Raw genomic sequence first — 17,816 nt, 5'->3', positions numbered from 1 at the left:
AAAGGCACCGTATGCAAAAAAACACACTCGCAAAAATCCTGCTCTGTTCATCACTTGTCATAACAAGTTCTATAGCGTCTGCCGCAGAAATGTCGATAGACGGCCCAAGCAAAGAAAACCGTACACCAACTCTGCTCTATCAAACAAACCCTCATTTACGCAAAATACTTACAACTCTTACTACTATTCTTGACAACCTAGAAACGAACCGCTTTCACCCATATCACACATATACTCTAAAAGAAATTACCGAGAAGCACCTTACGATGTGGCATCGTTCACTCGGTGATAATTGGGGGTTTCTCACCCCACAAGAAAAAACGGCTGTATTAGACACTATACGTTTCAACTTTCATAATGCTGGCAGCAAGCTCATTCAAGCAACAAATATGGAAAGTTAACCCCCTATGAAAAACATATACCAACTCATAGCATATGCCCTTTTAGTCATGAACCCACAATGCTATGGAGCAGAAAACAAAGCCTTTGATAGATTTTTGCCCCCTATACAAAGCCACCACTCCGAACAGATACCACCTCTAGACCTAAGCCGTAGTTCTTACGAGTTGCTTAAAGATCTTCTTCAAAGATATCATAACAACAACGCGTCCATCGGTAGCGGTAAAATGGTAAGAGAAAAAAAAGGTCATATCTACCGAAACTCTCCATACTCACACAAAAAAAGTGGTCAAAACGAGAATGTGCCCCTCCTCGAAGATATCATACAAGCCTTTCAAATACACTGGAACTACCTACAGCCCGAAGAAAAAGAAGCGTTACTCCCTCTTACTGCAGGCATAATAAACCCAGACATACTACATACCCTAGACCCCAACTATCAAAGACCTGAAACAATTCTTGGCTGCTTACAACAACCTTTACACCTACAACGAGGAAACTAACATGAAACTATTACGTACTACCTTCTCCTGCGCAGCTATTTTGTTACTCTGTTCACAAGCACATGCCATGACAAAGTACAAGGCGATAAAAATAGTACCTGGTAACGAAAATAAACTTCCATCAAATATTAGCGTTCGCTATATGAAGCCATTTGAAAAAATCTCAGTGCTCATAAATGAATTGAAAACCACTACACCGCAAAACGAACAAAAAAATACCCGCTATCAACCGTATGCAAAAAAAGACCGTAGGCAAACTTCACAAACGCAACTCAAAGAACTTTTGATCGAACATTGGTGGACTTTTTCATCAGAACAACGCTCAAAAATATATGCTGATTGTTTAGAGATTTTTGGCAAAGACATCTTTACTAAACCCAAGAGTGACTTTTGCAAGCGCCTCATGGATAAAAAAGATTCAAAAACTATGCTTGACTCTCCTGCAACTAAGCAGGGAATCAAAAATTTACTTGCTCTAAAAGAGCATCATCAAGATTAAATCTTGAAAGAACAAAAACAACACTGCTCCAAGTGCTAAAAAGGGGCCAAACGGGATTCTCGTTTTGCGTCCCTTTTTGGCGGCAAACAAATACACCGATCCACACACAACACCAGCAACAGAACCAACTAACAAGCTTGTCCATACTCCAAGCACGCCTAGAAACGAACCAATCATAGCAAGCAGTTCCATATCACCTTCGCCCATGCCCTCATGGCCAGCATAATATTGGTAGGCTTTGGCTGTAACCCACAACACACCATAGCCAAGCAGTGTAGCAATCATACTCTCAATCCACGTTATATGGGTGAGCCCAAAAAATGAACAGATCAGACCGATAGGTACAAGCCAGACACTAAAAAGCTGGGGGATAACCATCGCCTCAAGGTCAGTGCGTGTTGCCGCAATCAGAGCACTCAGCAAAACAAAATAAGCAAAACAGTTGTTGAAAACGAGGCTACAAACAAAGCCAACATCAACCTCAAACCCTGCCAACGGAAACGAGTAAAAACACTTTGAATATAGCCCAACCATGAGCACCAAGGTCAGTAACTCCACGAATGGGTATAACCATGAGATTGGCTTTTTGCAGTTGCGACATTTACCAGCAAGCACCAACCAAGACAACAGAGGAATATTGTCATACCAAGCTATAGATTTTCGACATGATGGGCAATATGATCGAGCTGTGATTAACTTTTTGTCATGCGCAAGTCGATAGGCCAATACATTAAGAAATGACCCCCAGCACAACGCCAAAACGGCAACGTACCAGACGTCCCACGCAAGGAAAAATGATATATTCATACACGCTAACTACTAATACCTGCCTTAACTAAATCATGGATGTGCACCACACCACGCAGCTGATTGCCATCCATAACAAGCAACGTCGTAATGTTGTAGTCTTCCATAATCTGCAAAGCTGTTGAAGCCAATGCTCCAACTTGTACTGTCTTGGGGTTACGCGTCATAAGCTCAACAGCGGTTTTATCAAAAACATGCGCACCTAAAGCGCATGCGCGGCGTACATCACCATCGGTAATGATACCACACATCTGTTCTGCCCGGTCAAGTACTATAACAATCCCAAGCCTTCTTTGTGTTATAGCAGTCAAAACGTCTTGAAACGACGCATGCTCACTGACTGTTGGAAGTTCAAGACCTTCGTGCAGAAAACTTTCAACACTACAAAGCAGCTGCTTGCCCAATGCTCCGGCAGGATGCAAACGAACAAAATCGTCCTTGCCAATATTTTTGGCTTGACTTGCAACAACGGCAAGCGCATCACCAAAAGCACTCATCAGCGTTGTACTGCTTGTTGGCGCTAAATTAAGTGAACACGCTTCGTGTTGAAGCGGAAGCATAATTGTTTGGTCAACTATATCTTTAAGCTGTCCATGACGGCAAGTAATCATACTGGTAAAAACACCAAGTGATTTGATGTGCGGTAACATGTACTCAAACTCAAGACCCGTACCACTCTTTGAAAGAAAAATAAATAAGTCGCCCTGCTGAACAAGACCCAAGTCACCATGCACACTATCAGCCGGATGCAGAAATACTGCCGGCAATGCTAAGCTTGAAAATGTCGCTGCTAGCTTTTGTGCAACAATGCCTGATTTTCCATTACCTGAAAAAATAACCTTGCCGGTGGTGTTGATAATTTTTTCAACCAACTCATGAGCGTTATCAGGAAAATGAGCAACTGCGTGACCAAGTGCACGAGCCTCTTCAGTAACAACGTGCATCAATGCACTTTGAATGCGATCTTGGCCGGATGATTGCTCTTCCATATGCGTTTTGTGAGCAGCTCGGATTGAATCCTCTTGCATGCCTACTCCTCTTCTTGTTGTGCGTCATCATGCTCTTGCTGATCAAGTTCTTGTTGAACCTGGTCAAGCAGAACATTAATTTTACGCTCCTTTTCTTTTGCTTTGTCATAAACAAACATAAAGTCGGGCACATAACGCATACGCAATGTGTGAGCAAACGCCTTTCTCATCGATGGTTTGTACAACTTAAGCGTTGGCAAAAGCTGGTTAAACACATCTTGGCCAGGATCCTGAAATGATGAAAAGTACACATAACAAATGCCACCGTCTGCCGACAAATCAACACGGTTGATGTAAAGCGAACTTAGCGACGGCTCATCATGCGTAAGTTCCTGGAAAAATGTTGATAATTCACGAAAAAAGAGGGACTTTTTCTGTTCCCTCTTCACGTCATTTGATCTTGATCTATTCATAAGAATTTACGACCATGCTGTGATTACAGCATACTTTCGTACATCTTGATGATATTGTTCTTGATCGCGCGCATCATTCTTTTGCGCCTCTTTTGTGTTGGAGGCTCAAAATAAACGAGGCGTTTCATATCACGAACAACACCTTCACGCTCAATCTTTTTCTTGAGCTGCTTCAGGCTTCTTTCCAGATTGTTGGTAACCTGAATTTCGATGTTATAAACCTTCTTCTTTGACATTTCTTAAATCACCACCTTTAATGCGTGTAATACAGATATTTTTTAAATATTTTCTATTTCAAGAACGATTTCTCATCTTACCGGTATAAATCAATAATGTCAAAGAATCAGCTGTTACAGCAAATTCAGAAACTCTTATAACAAATAAATATAAATACAAATAGGAAAAAGGTGCACACTTTACACAAAATACTACTCATAGTAGAATTAAACATATGTTAGAGGTTATAACTCAAACCAAATCTTGGGAGGTTTTTATGAAGATTCGTTTAGCAATCTTACTTGCTCTACTCACAGCAACAGTAGCATATGCATTAACACCAAAAGAAATAGAGCAAAAAATAACCGATCAAAACAGTGGTCCGATAGTTCTTTTGGCCTACTTTGGAACCGGTTGTCCACCATGCACAAAATTCAAGCCAATCTTTGAAGGTGCAAAAAAAACGCTGGGTACAAAGTATACCTTCATTAGCTTTGACGCTAAGAATTCAAACAATTCGTGGCTACGCAACAAGTACGTCAAACCACACATTCCTACCGTACCAGCACCACTTTTGATAAACAACGGACAGGTTGTAAAAGCAATTACTTCTGATATCCGCCCAAGTACAGTACAAGGCTTGGTTGATATGATTGAAAGCACCTTTGCAACATCGAAATAAAATTAACCACAACAGGCCGAATACATAAAAAAAGCCCCGCAAAATGCGGGGCTTTTTTCGTGCAAACTAAGCGTATAAACTAGCTTACCAAAATTTCTGCACGTCTATTTGGAGAGAGTTCTCTGATTTTTGCGTCACGCTCTGTTTTGTCTGTCCATACAACCGGACGCTCAAAACCATAGCCAACGGTTTTAATCTTATCTTGGCTTACACCGTTTTTAACCATCTCTTTTTTGATGGTGTCGGCACGACGCTGTGAAACCAGGATGTTATAAGCAGCATCGCCCATTTGATCACAGTGACCTTCAACTACAACCGTTCTGCCTTCTTCTGCAGCTACACGAGCTACTTGGGTGTCATAGTCAACAGCTTCACGCTGATCTGGTCTTACATTGTGCTTGTTGAAATCAAAGTAAACGGTCTTGAATGCATAGCTTTCAGCTTCTTCGTCTTCTTCGAAAAGCAGCTCTTGCTCTTGTGCATGCTGTTCGTGCTCTAATGCAGCTACAACAGTAGCATCATCAAGATCAACATCATCATTTGACGCTACAACAACATTTCCAGTTGTGTCAGTTTGCATTTCTTGAGTTGCTGACTGCTCGTCGTCAACGAACGCAAACTCAGCAATTGCATCTTCGTCAATAAAATTTTCTACTTCTTCCTTTAAAACAGGTATGTCTGATGTTGTAGCCTGTGCCATTTTTGTAGAAACAGCTTCTTGCTTTTTGCCAGTTTCCTTTTTCTTATCTTTTCCACAACCACCACAAAACAACACTACCGCAAGGGCGAGCAGACCGAAGTTTTTCATCATATCAACCTCTTCGTATGAAACGTATTTGGACCTTTAAACTCAAATTAATTCACTTTGCAAAGCACACATTTTGCAAAACATTACCACAATTTTTTTAAATTTCCTACCCAATATTTTTAATTTTTATTATTATTGTAATACCTCATCAATGAAAGAGTTTAGTTTTACAGTCATTTGCAAAGTAAAATATTTGAACATATGCCAAATTTTTATCTTCGCTACAGTCGTTAACCGGAACCATAGTGAAAAAAATAGTTATCAGTAAGGATCTTTTTCAAACACGTGTTGCTATCCTCAATGGAGACCAACTTCAGGACATCTACTTTGCCAGCACTCAAGAAGAAGACCTCGAGCGCTCGTTTTTCAAGGGACGCGTCAGTAAAGTTCTACCAGGCATACAAACTGCATTTATTGACATAGGTCAGCCAAAAGCTGGTTTTTTACATATTTCAGAAATTGATCGGTTCCTTGCCACTGAAAAGATTTCAGAATACTTACAAGTTGACGATATCCAAGAAGAGTTTTCCAAACAAGAACTTAAGGAAGCTTTTAATATCCAAAAGATTTTCCAGGAAGGTGAAGATGCTCTCGTTCAAGTCATTAAGGAGCCAATTGGAGAAAAAGGCGCAAAGCTAACAACATGCTTTACACTCCCTGGCCGTTTTGTCGTACTCATGCCAAATATTCCCCAAATTGGAATATCCAAAAAAATTGAGGACAAAGACGAACGTGCCCGCTTGCGCGACATTATTACGCGCAATCTCCACAAGGGCATGGGGGCAATCATTAGAACCACAGCCGAAGGACGCTCTGAAAAAGATCTAACAAAAGATCTTGCCTTTATAACCTCCACATGGCACTCCGTACAGAAACGATACAAAAAGGCACAAGCGAGTGATCTCGTTCACAAAGACCTGCCATCATCATTGCGCGCAATCCGCGATCACCTGGATGACGATGTCGAGCTCGTTATAACCGATAACCCTAATGAGCTGCAAGCTATTGAAAAATTCACAAAACACTTAACGCCCGAACATACAAATAAAATACGCCTTTACACCGGCCAAACGCCTCTTTTTGAGCACCTGGAAATTCAAAAACAAATAGATAAGGCGCTCCAAAAAAAAGTGCAACTCAAATCTGGCGGCTCACTGGTCATTGAAACTACCGAAGCCATGAGTGTTATCGATGTGAACACCGGAAAATTTACCGGCTCAAACAACATGGAAAATACCATCTTGAAAACAAACATGGAGGCCGCTGAAGAAATTGTCACACAGCTCAGGCTACGCAACATTGGGGGCTTGATCGTCATTGACTTTATTGACATGGCAAGTCAATCAAATCGTCAAAAACTATCACGTTATCTAGAGAAAAATCTAAAAGAAAAAGACCGCTTCCAATCAGTCACTCTCAAGGTCTCTGAATTTGGCCTGGTGCAGATGACACGAAAACGTTCCGGCAAGACCCTGGCAGCACAGCTCACCGACGAATGTCCATGTTGTCACGGTAACGGAAGAACAAAATCGGTCAAAGCTATTAGCATAGATATTCTCAGACAACTCAAAGACGAGATTTCTCAAAAGCGCATGCAGGGCACCGTAACTCTTCATATTGCTAAAAATGTGTTAGACTACGTTGTTCATAATCAATATCAAGCAATCTTACAACTTGAAAAAACCTTCAACTGTAAAATTCAATTGCATGCTCAAGAGCAATTTGAGCTTACAAGATTTGATGTTGAGCGATCAGACGGATAATCACCATACACCACGCTGATTTTTTTAAGAAAAGGACCGCTCATGGCACAACAAAACGTTTTAACGCGCTACCCTGATTACGAAGCAACCATTGGCATTGAAGTACACGTGCAACTCAAAACAAAATCTAAAGTATTTTGCAGTTGTAAAAATGAATTCGGCCAACAACCAAATACCAATATTTGCCAAATTTGTGCTGGGCATCCCGGCACGTTGCCAGCGCTTAACAAAAAAGTTGTTGATTATGCGATCATGGCAGGCCTGGCAACAAATTGCCAAATCAGCCAAGAATGTGAATTTGCCCGTAAACACTACATGTATCCAGATCTGCCCAAAAACTACCAAACTACACAGGCTGAACCACCGATTTGCACAAATGGTTTTGTCCCCATTCAGCTCCCTGATGGCAGTGAGAAAAAAATACACCTTACCCGCATTCATATTGAAGAAGATGCCGGTAAAAACATGCACACCAGCGCTGGCTATAGCCTTGTTGACCTCAACCGCGCCGGCTCTCCATTGCTTGAAATTGTTACTGAGCCAGACATGACAAGCTCACTTGAAGCAAAATTGTACTTAACTCGCCTGCACAGCATTGTTCGCTATCTAGGCATTAGTGATGCAAACATGGAAGAGGGCTCTTTTCGCGCCGACATCAACGTCTCTGTCAGAAAAAAAGGTGAAACAAAGCTTGGTACACGCATCGAGCTTAAAAACATTAACTCGTTTAGATTCGTTGTCCAAGCTATTGAATACGAAATCGAACGACACATTGACATGCTTGAAAGCGGAGAAGAATATCATCAAGAAACACGCGTCTGGGATAATAAAAATCAGCGCAGTATTTTTATGCGATCAAAAGAAAGCATCGATGATTATCGCTACCTTCCTGATCCAGATCTTGCCATTATAAAAATAGATCAAGCATGGATTGAGCGAATTAAAGCGGACATCCCAGAGCTACCACACCACAAATTTAAACGTTTCACACAGGAGCTCGGCCTTGGTGACGATCAAGCCGAAACACTTGTACAGGAAAAGGATATCGCGCTCTTTTTTGAAGAGACCGTTGAGCTATGTGGTAATGCAAAAACAGCAAGCAACCTTATCTTGCGTGATCTGCTCAGCTACTTGAAAGAAAACAAACTGTCACTCGAGCAAACAAAAATGACACCGCAAAATTTGGCTAGCCTGGTCGGAGAACTTGATAACGGCTCCATTAATAGTAAAGTCGCACAAGAAGTGTTTGTTGATATTGTAACAACGGGGAAGAGTGCACCCGAAATTATCAAAGAAAAAGACCTCGGCCAAATTGACGATGTTGCCGCTCTTGAGGCTATTGTGGCCGATATTATCAAAGCAAACCAAGACTCGGTACAAAAATACCAAAGCGGTAATGAGCGTGTTTTTGGCTTTTTCGTTGGTCAAGCAATGAAAGCAACAAAGGGTAAGGGTAATCCACAACTCCTTAACGACTTGCTCAAAAAACATTTGGCACCATAGCCACGCCCCTAATTCCACTCCATTAACTCGATCAGTTCTTGGCTGCCAGGCTTCCAGTCAGGATGATGTTGTATTTGTAGCGCTTGGATTGAACGTTCAAGCGCATCTCTAATGACATAGCGAGCATCGATCACAGCCTGCTCCATTCCCTTGTATAAACTGTTAAATTCTTCAACTGAGTACGTAAACTTAAATGTAGAAAATGGTACCTGATTTGGAAAATAGACAACAACAGGGACTTCAGGGTCTTGTCTGTCATAAAAAACACTGACTACCCGTTCATTAATATTTTCGTAATCAATACGCGGAAATTTATATCCCTTACGTCGTGCATAGTCCTCAACCCCACGCAATGCATGATATTCATACACCGATGTTTCTTCGGACGCATCACAAACCAAATACAAATTTATGTTACGTCGAAACAACGGTGGAAACGGTAAATTAAAGCCAAGGCCAGCATCTACAAGCTTAAGATAACGCTTGTCAGAAAGGATCCCATCCATACCTCTTGTAAAGTTAAATACTTTGGGCGTTGACAATCTAATCTTGTCAAACACCTCAGTCAGTGAGCGCTCTTCATTCCCAAAAAGCTTTGTCCACACATGTTTGTGCAAAAAGTTTTGGATTGCATTCCATAACTCACGCATAACTTCGGTAAAACTTGCAGCATAAGCCGAGCCAAACATCCCCATAAAAAATCCCAATGTTTGCTCTGGGGCCAGGTCAGTACTAATGCCATATTTAAACTTTTTACCAAATGCCCACGTTGGAATCCATGCTCCTTTTTTGCCTAACATCTCTGAGCCTACCTCAAACGGCGTAAACTCACACCACTCGTATGGGCTTGTTTGCGCCATAACCGCCGTAAAAATTGGAATTGGATACTTCCCTTCTAAAACTTTTGTCGCAAATGAGGAAAGGTATACCCCCTGCCCATCATGCGGAAATGTCTCAAACAATGTGTCAGCAAGCATGCCACCATATAAATCGGCAATAGTTATGCGCTGTCCATAAGAAAGCTTTCTACGAATATTGCGTACAATCTCTTTAAAGTTAAAGTTATGAAGCCTGAAATCGTGCTCAAGCTGTACACGTAAAAAACGTTTTAACATTTGCAATGAAAAACCATGCGCAATCCATGCCGCAAGCATCCAAGTTGAACCCGACAATGTTGCAAAATGCATGGCTGTATCAAGCATATTTATCTTCTCAAGCCCACGCATAAAGCCAAGAGCTGCTATCGCTGCACGATAACCACCACCACTTGCAACAACCCCTATGTTGGGTACATTCTCAGTCCGTATGTTTCTGCCAAGCAATTTTTTGATAGCACCACGCACAACCTCATCACGATTTAATAACGATCGATATTCGTCGTAACAAATATTTGTACCCTCGCGAACAGTAATTGGATCAATTTTTGTTCGTGACAGCACAAATGATGCAATATTTTCTTGTTCGGGAAAATTTGAAAACTCAGCAGGACATTGCACATGGGCAAAAATGAAGCCCAACGATAGCAAAATAACTGTAGAAAAATAAGTTTTAAACATTTCTCACTCCCGGTTTACCATCTTAATTTTCCTAGATGAGCGTACGTTCAACCGAGATTGATTTTCAAGAGTTTGTTGAGTAAAAAAGTAAAAGCTCAGTTAGAGGTCCATTTTTCTCGTGCCGCCTCATTCTCCCGCAGATATGAAAGCAATTCAGCTTTGCGATCGGGAAAAAGATCCCATCCCTTACCATCGACCCTTGCTAGTTTTGCGGCAAGCCTTGGCAGGTAGGTTTTTGCTTCCTGGTTTAAACTCTGTTCAACTCGTTTAACCAAGCCCAGCAGGGCAATATTTTCAATGTTTTCATCAGCTGCTTGAAAAAAATAACTCAAGTCTCCCGGACCTTTAAAATGATGGAGTGCAACGTCAATCAATCTTACATCCCATACTGGTGGATAGTTATGTTTGTGTGTGCTAATAAATCGTGCCACACGATCACGAAACAACCTTTGTGCAGCACTTGAATGAACAAGCGTTTGATGCACAAGTAACAGCTCATCGGTGCTAAGCTCTGGCTTTGTTAGCAGCGGCTCAAACAAAAGTGGTAAGATGGCTGTCTGGTGCTCATCAGCTTTGCTGGCATCACGAATTCTTCGTTGCTCTAATCTGTCTATCTTTTTCTCTAAATCATTGACCTTATTTGCTACTACATTACCCATAACAACAGACGCTACACCTGCACCTATTGCTACCATTTCGGTGTATAGTAGCCGCTTTGGCTGGGCAGAGCACTGACCGAGACTGCCTGAAAACTTAGGAACAAGGGTGGGAGTAGTCTGCCGAGGCGGGGTGTACAGCGGCCTTACCATAACCCTTGGTCGGGCCGTGTACTTGATCATTGTATATCCTGATGAAAAGCTAACCATGAGGAGAAATAAAATTTTCGCAACAACTTTCATGGACACTCCTTATTTCTTTGCTTTGCGCTCAAATTCTTCGACAAGATCAGATTTTTTAAATAGATGTTTTTTTGCAAGCCGCTCTTCCTGTTCAACAATTTTGTCAACAGAAAGCACGACAAAACGTTTTTCATCATTTTTAATGGTCAAAAATTCCTCGCTCTCTTTGGCAGCGCCTCTAAAATCTTCCAGTGTTTTAACTTCCCGCCCATTAACTTGCTCAATAACGTCACCCTCGCGCAACTCTCGGCATTCTTGTGCCTGCGAGCTCGGAAAAATATGCGTAATAATCAGCTTTGGTTTGTACTGATTTTCCCGCTTATAGTACTTAACCATGTATGGCACTACATCATCAAAGCGTCGTACATGATTAATCGCCATTTCCATAATCACCATGCCACCGATAATTTCATACTTTACTGCTTCATACTCCGGATATTGAGTGCGAATCGGCAAAGGATCAAGCAAATCAAAAGTAAGCGAAACATCTTTTTTTTCACCATTACGGTAAATAATCATGTCAAGCTGTTGCCCAACAACAAAACGGTTAAGCAATGTTGCAATGGGAACCTTGTCCTCGCTCCAACTTGCATGCGCTTCTCCATACAAATCAATCTCATACTCATTAATTTTATAAAGCATGTCACCAGCCTGCACGCCTTGCTGAGCAAAAAGTGTCTGAGGGAAAACGCGTGAAATATACAACCCGCCGGGCTCTGGATTACCAAGCAATTTAACCATTTCTTTATTACCATAGTTAAACTCACACCCAAGCATCGGTTTACGTAAGAAAGTTGTTCTCTGCAGATCTTTAACAACACTTTTTACATCGTTAATAGGTATTATGTAACTAATGTTTTGTGCAGACGGTATACGCGATGTGTTAACGCCAATAACCTCTCCATCCTTATTCAAGCATGGTCCACCAGAGTTACCAGGATTAAGAGCTGCTGTAATTTGAATGAAAGACTCTCCTCGCAAATTTTCGCGTCCACTCACAATGCCCTGAACACTCTTCAATTTCTCCTGACCTAGTGGATATCCAATGGCCATTACCTCTTGAGTGCGTACCACCTTATCAGAGTCACCAAACTGTAAATGGGGAATTTTTTTTAATTTCTTTTCAATCTTTTCTCGCGCTTTGTCAGTCAACTTGAGTAGGGCAAAGTCACGCTCTGGACTAACCCCCACTACAGTCAACTCAAAACGCTCTTTTCCAAACGAAGGAATCTGCGCCTTAATATCACAGGCGTAGTTGATGACATGAAAATTTGTAACAACGTATCCCGCCTCATCAATAAAAAAACCCGTACCAAACGTCTTTTCAAGATCTGGAGACTTATGTGGCTCAAGCCAGTTGAACTCGGCAGTCTGAACAAAAAGCTGCAAAACCGTATCCTTGGTTTTGGTCTGCACATCGCGCCACACACGCATGCGTTTAGGCTTTTCCTCTTTTTCGACACCTTTTTTACTGCCTTTAGTTTCTTGAGTTTTATCGCCCGGCATTGAGGCTTCATTACCTGAAGATTGCTTAGGTTCTGCCTCTTTTTGTTTCGAATCAGTAAATGTAAGCTCTCTAACACGCACCGTTGTTTGTTGAGCGCATAAACCACTAGCTACAAAACACACAATGCCATAGGCAAGCATCGAATACTTCATTACTCTTTCCCCTTTTTGCAAAGATGATCTTATGCCCCTCTCATGCTGTCAATTATAGTCTTGATTTAGTTAATCAAATGTTGTCTTTTTTTTTCAACCAACCATAAAAAAAGGCGATGGACTGTTGAGTCCACCGCCTTAGTATTTGTTATGTTTTCACCAGTTATGCAGTAACCTCACACTGCCTACTTTCAAGCCCACCACGCAACTGTACAAGCCGCTTAAATAAATCTGAAAGTACAAAATTGTAACGCCCAGCCAAGATTGGATCAATCTGCAAAATATCTTCAACAAACATATCAAACCGTGCATTACTTTCTGTAACAAACGAAACGATTCCATTGTTGGTATATTCCAACACCGCTCTACGAAAATCATCAATGGTACGCACTGCTTGCCCGTTAACAGACTCAATAATAAGATCATCATGATGAATAGCGCGAACCTGACACACCTCTCCTTCTGGGAAGATGTTGGTAATGCAAATACGCGGTTCAGCTCTTCCCTCGCGTGATAAGTATTTACCATAGCTATTTATTATAGCTGGGCCAAAGTACCCTTCATCAAAAAAGTCCATGAGATGGTTGTAGGTTGCTTCAACAAATACAATACCACCAAGCACTTCAAACTCGGGCGATTTATCAATCCAAGGATGGAAAATATCAATAGGGCTATATGGCTCTGGAACAATTTTGCAGCTCAAATCAACATATATCCCGTCACGCCAGACCTGAACAGTAACATCAGTATCAAAAAATAACCGTGCAAAAATATCGAGCAGGCTTATTTTTTCTTTATTCCATGGAGCCTGTACATACCCAAAGCGATCAACGTCCAGCTCAGCAATTTTACAAATAATATCACCATCCTGCAGCCCTGCCTGCGCTGCAATAGATTCATCTTCGACCTTGGCTACATAAATACCGCCATCAACCGGTACTCCAAAAAACTCACTTGTTGCACGCGTCATTGGGCGATACTTAAAGCCCCAAAATGGCTCGCGTACAATTTTTCCTTTTTTAATTTGAGAAAAGAGCACACTGAAAGTATTGGTCGGCACAAGTAAGTTGGCACCATGGGCTCGCTCAGTCCTGCTCAGCAGCTTGCCAGCAGATGCTATGCCTATGACATGGCCTTGCTTATTAACCGCCGGCCCACCAGAGTTACCCGGGTTTGTTGGTACTGTTGTCTGAATAAAACTACCAACAGGCCCCTCTGTCAATCCAGAGACGATACCTGAAGACGCTTTAAGCGAATACTCATCACCAAGCGGATATCCGTAAATACGAATCTCTTGGCCAGGAACAACTTTGTCAGAGTCGCCAAGAGAAAGATAAGTAATCTCATCAACACCTAGAATCTTTTTGACTCGAGCAAGTTCATACTCTTTGAGCTTGAGCAGAGCAAAATCACGCTTTGATGAACCACCAATAAACTCTACTTCAAAACGCTCTTTGCCCGCAGCAAAAATAGTTACATAAATTGGATCCGCTTTCCTGATGACATGAAAATTGGTAACGATGTGACCATCATTGCTGACAAAAAAACCTGAACCACGACACGCAGTACGATCAGACATATTCCATGGGCAGGACACATCATAATTTCTGATGTATGAAAACACTTGCACAACAGACTGAGAAGTACGTTGTGTCACTTCGTCCCAAGAAAGTTCAGGGTCTGAAATCGAACGCTCATGCCGTGTTTGCAATGTTTCACTTTCTAATTTTTCGTAGGTATAGCGCTCTTCTCCCGCCGTCTCTGCAAACATAACCGACGACAAAAACACCGCACCTACAACCACGTACGCCATGGAACGTTTCATTCCAAACTCCTTGTTATTTGCTGTGCACCAAAAAATATAGCCTTATCTTCCTGCACTCACATTATACACATAGAGAAAATATTCAAGAATTAAAGATCCCCCCTAGGACCAATTCACATCATAACACAGAGTCATTTGAAATAAAAGGCAACCACAAGTATACTCCTACAAATGAGCAGCGAAAATATAAATATTTCTATTTTAAATAACAACCAAAGAGATACTAAAAAACGTGGAGAGACTCATGATAACTTCTAAAAAACTATTCGAACTTCTGTGTATTTCTAGCATTTTGCTAGCAACGTCGGGTTGCGCAAAGTACAAAAAACGAGAAGTTCCCACAAACATCCCATCAAAAGTCGAAAAAGAAAATGTACAGATTGGCGCACGTCAACTTTCTGACAAAGAGTGTCATGCTTACTTCTCCCGCCGGGTTAAGAAAAAAAACCTTAAAGCATACCAGCTCGTTGTCAGCAACAAAGGCAGTCAACCTTACACATTAGATACCAATGATCTTGGCCTTGACCTTGCATCACGCGACGGTGTGGTTAATGCTCTTGAGCTTGACCCAACCCCTCGTCTTATCGGCTGGGCAACTGCCGGTCTCCTGCTCGGGCCAGTTTTCTGGATTACAACAGCAGTTGAATGGGGGCGCTGTTCAAAAGCAAATAAAGCAATGGCTTTTGACTTTGAAAGACGCGTTCTTGATAGCAATGAAAAAGTTAACATCCCTGCAGGAGCAAGCATCAATAAGCTTTTCTTTGTCCATGAAAATGATGTGGCAGCAAGCACAAATTCTTTTACTGCTGTAGTGAAAAATAATGACGCTGGTCAATCTATTAATTTTGACATAGAGCTGGCTTAGTCTTCGGTTAATCTACAAGTCTTGGTCGCTTGAACTCACTTTGCACATTCAACGATGGTTGGCCACGCTCGAGCAACCGCTCATGAGCTTTTAGTAACTCAATAACGTTGGCGTGGCCTTTTTCTTTTGCTCGGTCAAGCGGTGTTCTACTTTGAATGTCTCTCACATAGATATCTGCTCCCGCAGCCAGCAAAAGTGGCACAATAGCAACCAATCCATTTTCTGCAGCATAATGAAGCGAGGTTCCTCCTCCAGCTCCACATATATTTACATCTGCTCCTCGAGCCAATAGCTCTGTCACAATCTGTACAAGATTGTCTTTGTTATAATTAAAGCAAAGCAGCTGAATCAAGGGTGTGAGTTGCCAAGAGTGACGCTTAGCATTGATATCGCCCCCCTTCTCAAATTCCTCAATTATTTTTTCAATATCACCATCAGCGGCAACATGCCAAAGTACATGATCCAACTGATGAAGCTCATCAGCCTTAGCTCGCAAGTGAGCAACATCATCAAGGCCACGCCAAACATCATAGCGTCTTTCAAAATGCAGCGTAATCTCTTCAGCCTTCAGTGCACCACGAGCAAACGTTATTAAATTTTGCTCATCGCCTGGCTGTGGAACTACATTGTTAGGAATTTTATTTTGATGTTCTGGTTTGAGATGGCTGATGAATGCATACCACAAAAAACCTTTATCATAGACTTCAACGGCATCTTCTTGTAGCAATGAAAAAGCCAAATCCATGAATACCGTAATATAATTTGTTGAGCCTTTTTTCATTGCGTATACCAGCGCTTTCGCTTTATCTTGAGAACTCTGGTAGCCCGTAATCAGATTGATCAAACCTTGCAACCAACAACGTGCCAAAGCCTCATTCCCTTCATAAAATTGCAAATATCCTTCCATTCGATTCAGACAACTGATTTTTTCTTCAAAAGACATTTCTTCCGAGGCAACTAATATCTGCAACTCATGCTGCAGTGCTTGTTGAGCATCTTGATCCAAACTAGAATACTGAGAATTTCCCTGCCAACGTTTCTCAAAATTTTGGTCAAAATGAGCCTTCAGTGGTGGCAAAATTACTTGCTCCCAACGCTGCGCAAGAGAAAGTTGCAGCTCAGCTGCAAATACTACTGGAAATATAACAAACGCTACGACCAAGCAACATAAAACTTTTTTCATACTACTCACCCTTTTTCTGTACGACATATTCCTCTAAAAATTTGACACAATCGTTGTGCCCTTTTTCTCGCGCTCGATCAAGCGGTGTTCTACTGCTGTCATCACGCGCATATATGTCAGCTCCAGCCGTAAGCAGTAGCTCAGCTATATCGACAAGACCATTACTTGCAGCAAGATGAAGTAGTGTTTCTCGGCTATAGATTGTCACATTTACATCAGCTCCTTGTGCAATAAGCTCTTTAACAACCTCTGCAAGGTTAAGATCTTCGCGTTCTTTAGGGTAACAAAGGAGAAGAGAGAGTGGGGCAAACTCACCCGAGCCGCGCTTAGCATTGGGGTTACCACCTACTTGCACATATTGACCTGCTACTTGAGTATTTCCAGATTTAATAGCATGACAAAGTAGATTATCAAGGTGGTGTAACTCATCTACTTTTTCTCGTAGGCGATCGACTCCTTTCAATCCATTCCAAATTTCATGCCGACGCTCATAATGAATCATAAGCTCTTCAGCTTCCAAAACTCCACGAGCAAAGACAGGTAAATCTTCACCGCTAGCTGGAACAACTTTGTCCGATGATGGGAAAAGATCTTCTGGTCGGTTATCAAGCCCTTCCCCTTCAAAAAAATCTATGTCAGAACACATAAGGCAAAATCGATAAAAGAACCATAAAAAACCTTTTTCACGTATTCCAACGTTATCTTGGACAAGCAGCGAACATGCTTGCCTAAAAAAAAGACCTGGAAATCTCGGCAAGTCCTTAAGAATATTGACAAGAACTTTTGCACGTAGCCCGTCATCACTGCAAGACTCAACAAGCTTGCATATACCCTTCCTCAAACATATGAGAACTTCATCTGGTTCCCAATGATACAAATATTTTGCTACGCGTCTTAGATAGTTAATTTTCAGTTCAACAGGAACTTCATTTGAAATAACCAACTCCTCTATACGAACCTGCAACACCTGCTTCAGATTTTGCTTAACACTAAAATTACTGTCCTGTCCGTCACACACTTTGCCACGTTCATTAAAAAGCTTATCATCCAATACCTTAAGCGGTCGTAAAATTTCTTGTTCCCAATACTGACTTAGCGAAGACTGTTGATCGAACGCCAGTGTTACGAGTGTCAACAGCTCTTCAGCAGCAAATGTCACTGAAGGTATAAAAACAACCACCGCCAAAGAAAACATAATTTTTTTCATA

At 41.6% G+C, this 17,816-nt stretch carries 18 protein-coding genes; 7 read left to right on the top strand and 11 right to left on the bottom strand.

Features of this window, described 5'->3' with window-relative positions; genetic code table 11:
* Positions 1-11: 11 nt before the first annotated feature.
* From H6679_01380 to H6679_01370, 3 genes are read left to right on the top strand one after another with little or no spacing between them, the layout of a single operon-like run.
* Entirely contained in the window at positions 12-401 is a 390-nt protein-coding gene (locus H6679_01380; protein MCB9492907.1) for a hypothetical protein, read from the top strand.
* Positions 402-407: 6 nt separating this feature from the next.
* Positions 408-902: a hypothetical protein gene (locus tag H6679_01375; protein ID MCB9492906.1), complete on the top strand. Its 495-nt coding sequence runs from the start codon at positions 408-410 to the stop codon at positions 900-902.
* A gap of 1 nt (position 903) precedes the next feature.
* Positions 904-1,401, top strand: coding sequence for a hypothetical protein (locus H6679_01370; protein ID MCB9492905.1), 498 nt, complete (start codon positions 904-906; stop codon positions 1,399-1,401).
* On the opposite strand, the gene H6679_01365 is transcribed toward H6679_01370, so the two are convergent.
* The 4 genes from H6679_01365 to rpsU are packed head-to-tail and all read right to left on the bottom strand — an operon-like array spanning position 1,378 to position 3,885.
* On the bottom strand, positions 1,378-2,208 hold the full coding sequence (locus H6679_01365; GenBank protein ID MCB9492904.1) for a prepilin peptidase: 831 nt from the start codon (positions 2,206-2,208) through the stop codon (positions 1,378-1,380). The genes H6679_01370 and H6679_01365 overlap by 24 nt on opposite strands.
* A gap of 5 nt (positions 2,209-2,213) precedes the next feature.
* The gene (locus H6679_01360; protein MCB9492903.1) at positions 2,214-3,236 is read right to left on the bottom strand and encodes a KpsF/GutQ family sugar-phosphate isomerase; all 1,023 of its coding nucleotides are present in this window, start codon (positions 3,234-3,236) and stop codon (positions 2,214-2,216) included.
* A gap of 2 nt (positions 3,237-3,238) precedes the next feature.
* Positions 3,239-3,649, bottom strand: coding sequence for a ribosome-binding factor A (locus H6679_01355; GenBank protein MCB9492902.1), 411 nt, complete (start codon positions 3,647-3,649; stop codon positions 3,239-3,241).
* 23 nt (positions 3,650-3,672) lie between these two features.
* A complete protein-coding gene (rpsU, locus tag H6679_01350) occupies positions 3,673-3,885 on the bottom strand; it encodes a 30S ribosomal protein S21 (GenBank protein MCB9492901.1) in 213 nt (70 codons plus the stop codon).
* Positions 3,886-4,142: 257 nt separating this feature from the next.
* On the opposite strand from rpsU, the gene H6679_01345 reads away from it, so the two are divergent.
* Positions 4,143-4,547: a thioredoxin family protein gene (locus H6679_01345; GenBank protein MCB9492900.1), complete on the top strand. Its 405-nt coding sequence runs from the start codon at positions 4,143-4,145 to the stop codon at positions 4,545-4,547.
* A gap of 79 nt (positions 4,548-4,626) precedes the next feature.
* On the opposite strand, the gene H6679_01340 is transcribed toward H6679_01345, so the two are convergent.
* On the bottom strand, positions 4,627-5,358 hold the full coding sequence (locus H6679_01340) for an OmpA family protein (GenBank protein MCB9492899.1): 732 nt from the start codon (positions 5,356-5,358) through the stop codon (positions 4,627-4,629).
* A 242-nt stretch (positions 5,359-5,600) separates the two neighbouring features.
* Between H6679_01340 and H6679_01335 the strand changes: the two genes are divergently transcribed.
* Both H6679_01335 and gatB read left to right on the top strand, forming a co-directional pair.
* Entirely contained in the window at positions 5,601-7,118 is a 1,518-nt protein-coding gene (locus H6679_01335; protein ID MCB9492898.1) for an Rne/Rng family ribonuclease, read from the top strand.
* A 42-nt stretch (positions 7,119-7,160) separates the two neighbouring features.
* Positions 7,161-8,621, top strand: a complete 1,461-nt coding sequence (gatB, locus tag H6679_01330) for an Asp-tRNA(Asn)/Glu-tRNA(Gln) amidotransferase subunit GatB (GenBank protein MCB9492897.1) — start codon at positions 7,161-7,163, stop codon at positions 8,619-8,621.
* A gap of 8 nt (positions 8,622-8,629) precedes the next feature.
* Here the strand turns inward: gatB and H6679_01325 are convergent, their stop codons facing one another.
* The 4 genes from H6679_01325 to H6679_01310 form a co-directional block, all read right to left on the bottom strand.
* Positions 8,630-10,177 (bottom strand): hypothetical protein, encoded by a 1,548-nt coding sequence (locus H6679_01325; protein ID MCB9492896.1) that lies wholly within the window; start codon positions 10,175-10,177, stop codon positions 8,630-8,632.
* A 95-nt stretch (positions 10,178-10,272) separates the two neighbouring features.
* Complete coding sequence (locus H6679_01320; GenBank protein ID MCB9492895.1) at positions 10,273-11,076, bottom strand: hypothetical protein; 804 nt, start codon at positions 11,074-11,076, stop codon at positions 10,273-10,275.
* 9 nt (positions 11,077-11,085) lie between these two features.
* On the bottom strand, positions 11,086-12,735 hold the full coding sequence (locus H6679_01315; GenBank protein ID MCB9492894.1) for a trypsin-like peptidase domain-containing protein: 1,650 nt from the start codon (positions 12,733-12,735) through the stop codon (positions 11,086-11,088).
* Positions 12,736-12,898: 163 nt separating this feature from the next.
* Positions 12,899-14,560: a trypsin-like peptidase domain-containing protein gene (locus H6679_01310; GenBank protein ID MCB9492893.1), complete on the bottom strand. Its 1,662-nt coding sequence runs from the start codon at positions 14,558-14,560 to the stop codon at positions 12,899-12,901.
* Between the two features lie 244 nt (positions 14,561-14,804).
* On the opposite strand from H6679_01310, the gene H6679_01305 reads away from it, so the two are divergent.
* Positions 14,805-15,425, top strand: coding sequence for a hypothetical protein (locus H6679_01305; GenBank protein MCB9492892.1), 621 nt, complete (start codon positions 14,805-14,807; stop codon positions 15,423-15,425).
* Between the two features lie 7 nt (positions 15,426-15,432).
* Here the strand turns inward: H6679_01305 and H6679_01300 are convergent, their stop codons facing one another.
* Both H6679_01300 and H6679_01295 read right to left on the bottom strand, forming a co-directional pair.
* A complete protein-coding gene (locus H6679_01300) occupies positions 15,433-16,608 on the bottom strand; it encodes an ankyrin repeat domain-containing protein (GenBank protein MCB9492891.1) in 1,176 nt (391 codons plus the stop codon).
* Between the two features lies 1 nt (position 16,609).
* Positions 16,610-17,815, bottom strand: a complete 1,206-nt coding sequence (locus H6679_01295) for an ankyrin repeat domain-containing protein (protein ID MCB9492890.1) — start codon at positions 17,813-17,815, stop codon at positions 16,610-16,612.
* Position 17,816: the final 1 nt, after the last annotated feature.

This window comes from Campylobacterota bacterium (assembly GCA_020633995.1).
Taxonomy (GTDB): Bacteria; Babelota; Babeliae; order Babelales; family RVW-14; genus JACKCO01.
The sequence above is the reverse complement of the archived record's forward strand: the minus strand, read 5'-3'. Positions and strand labels throughout refer to the sequence as shown.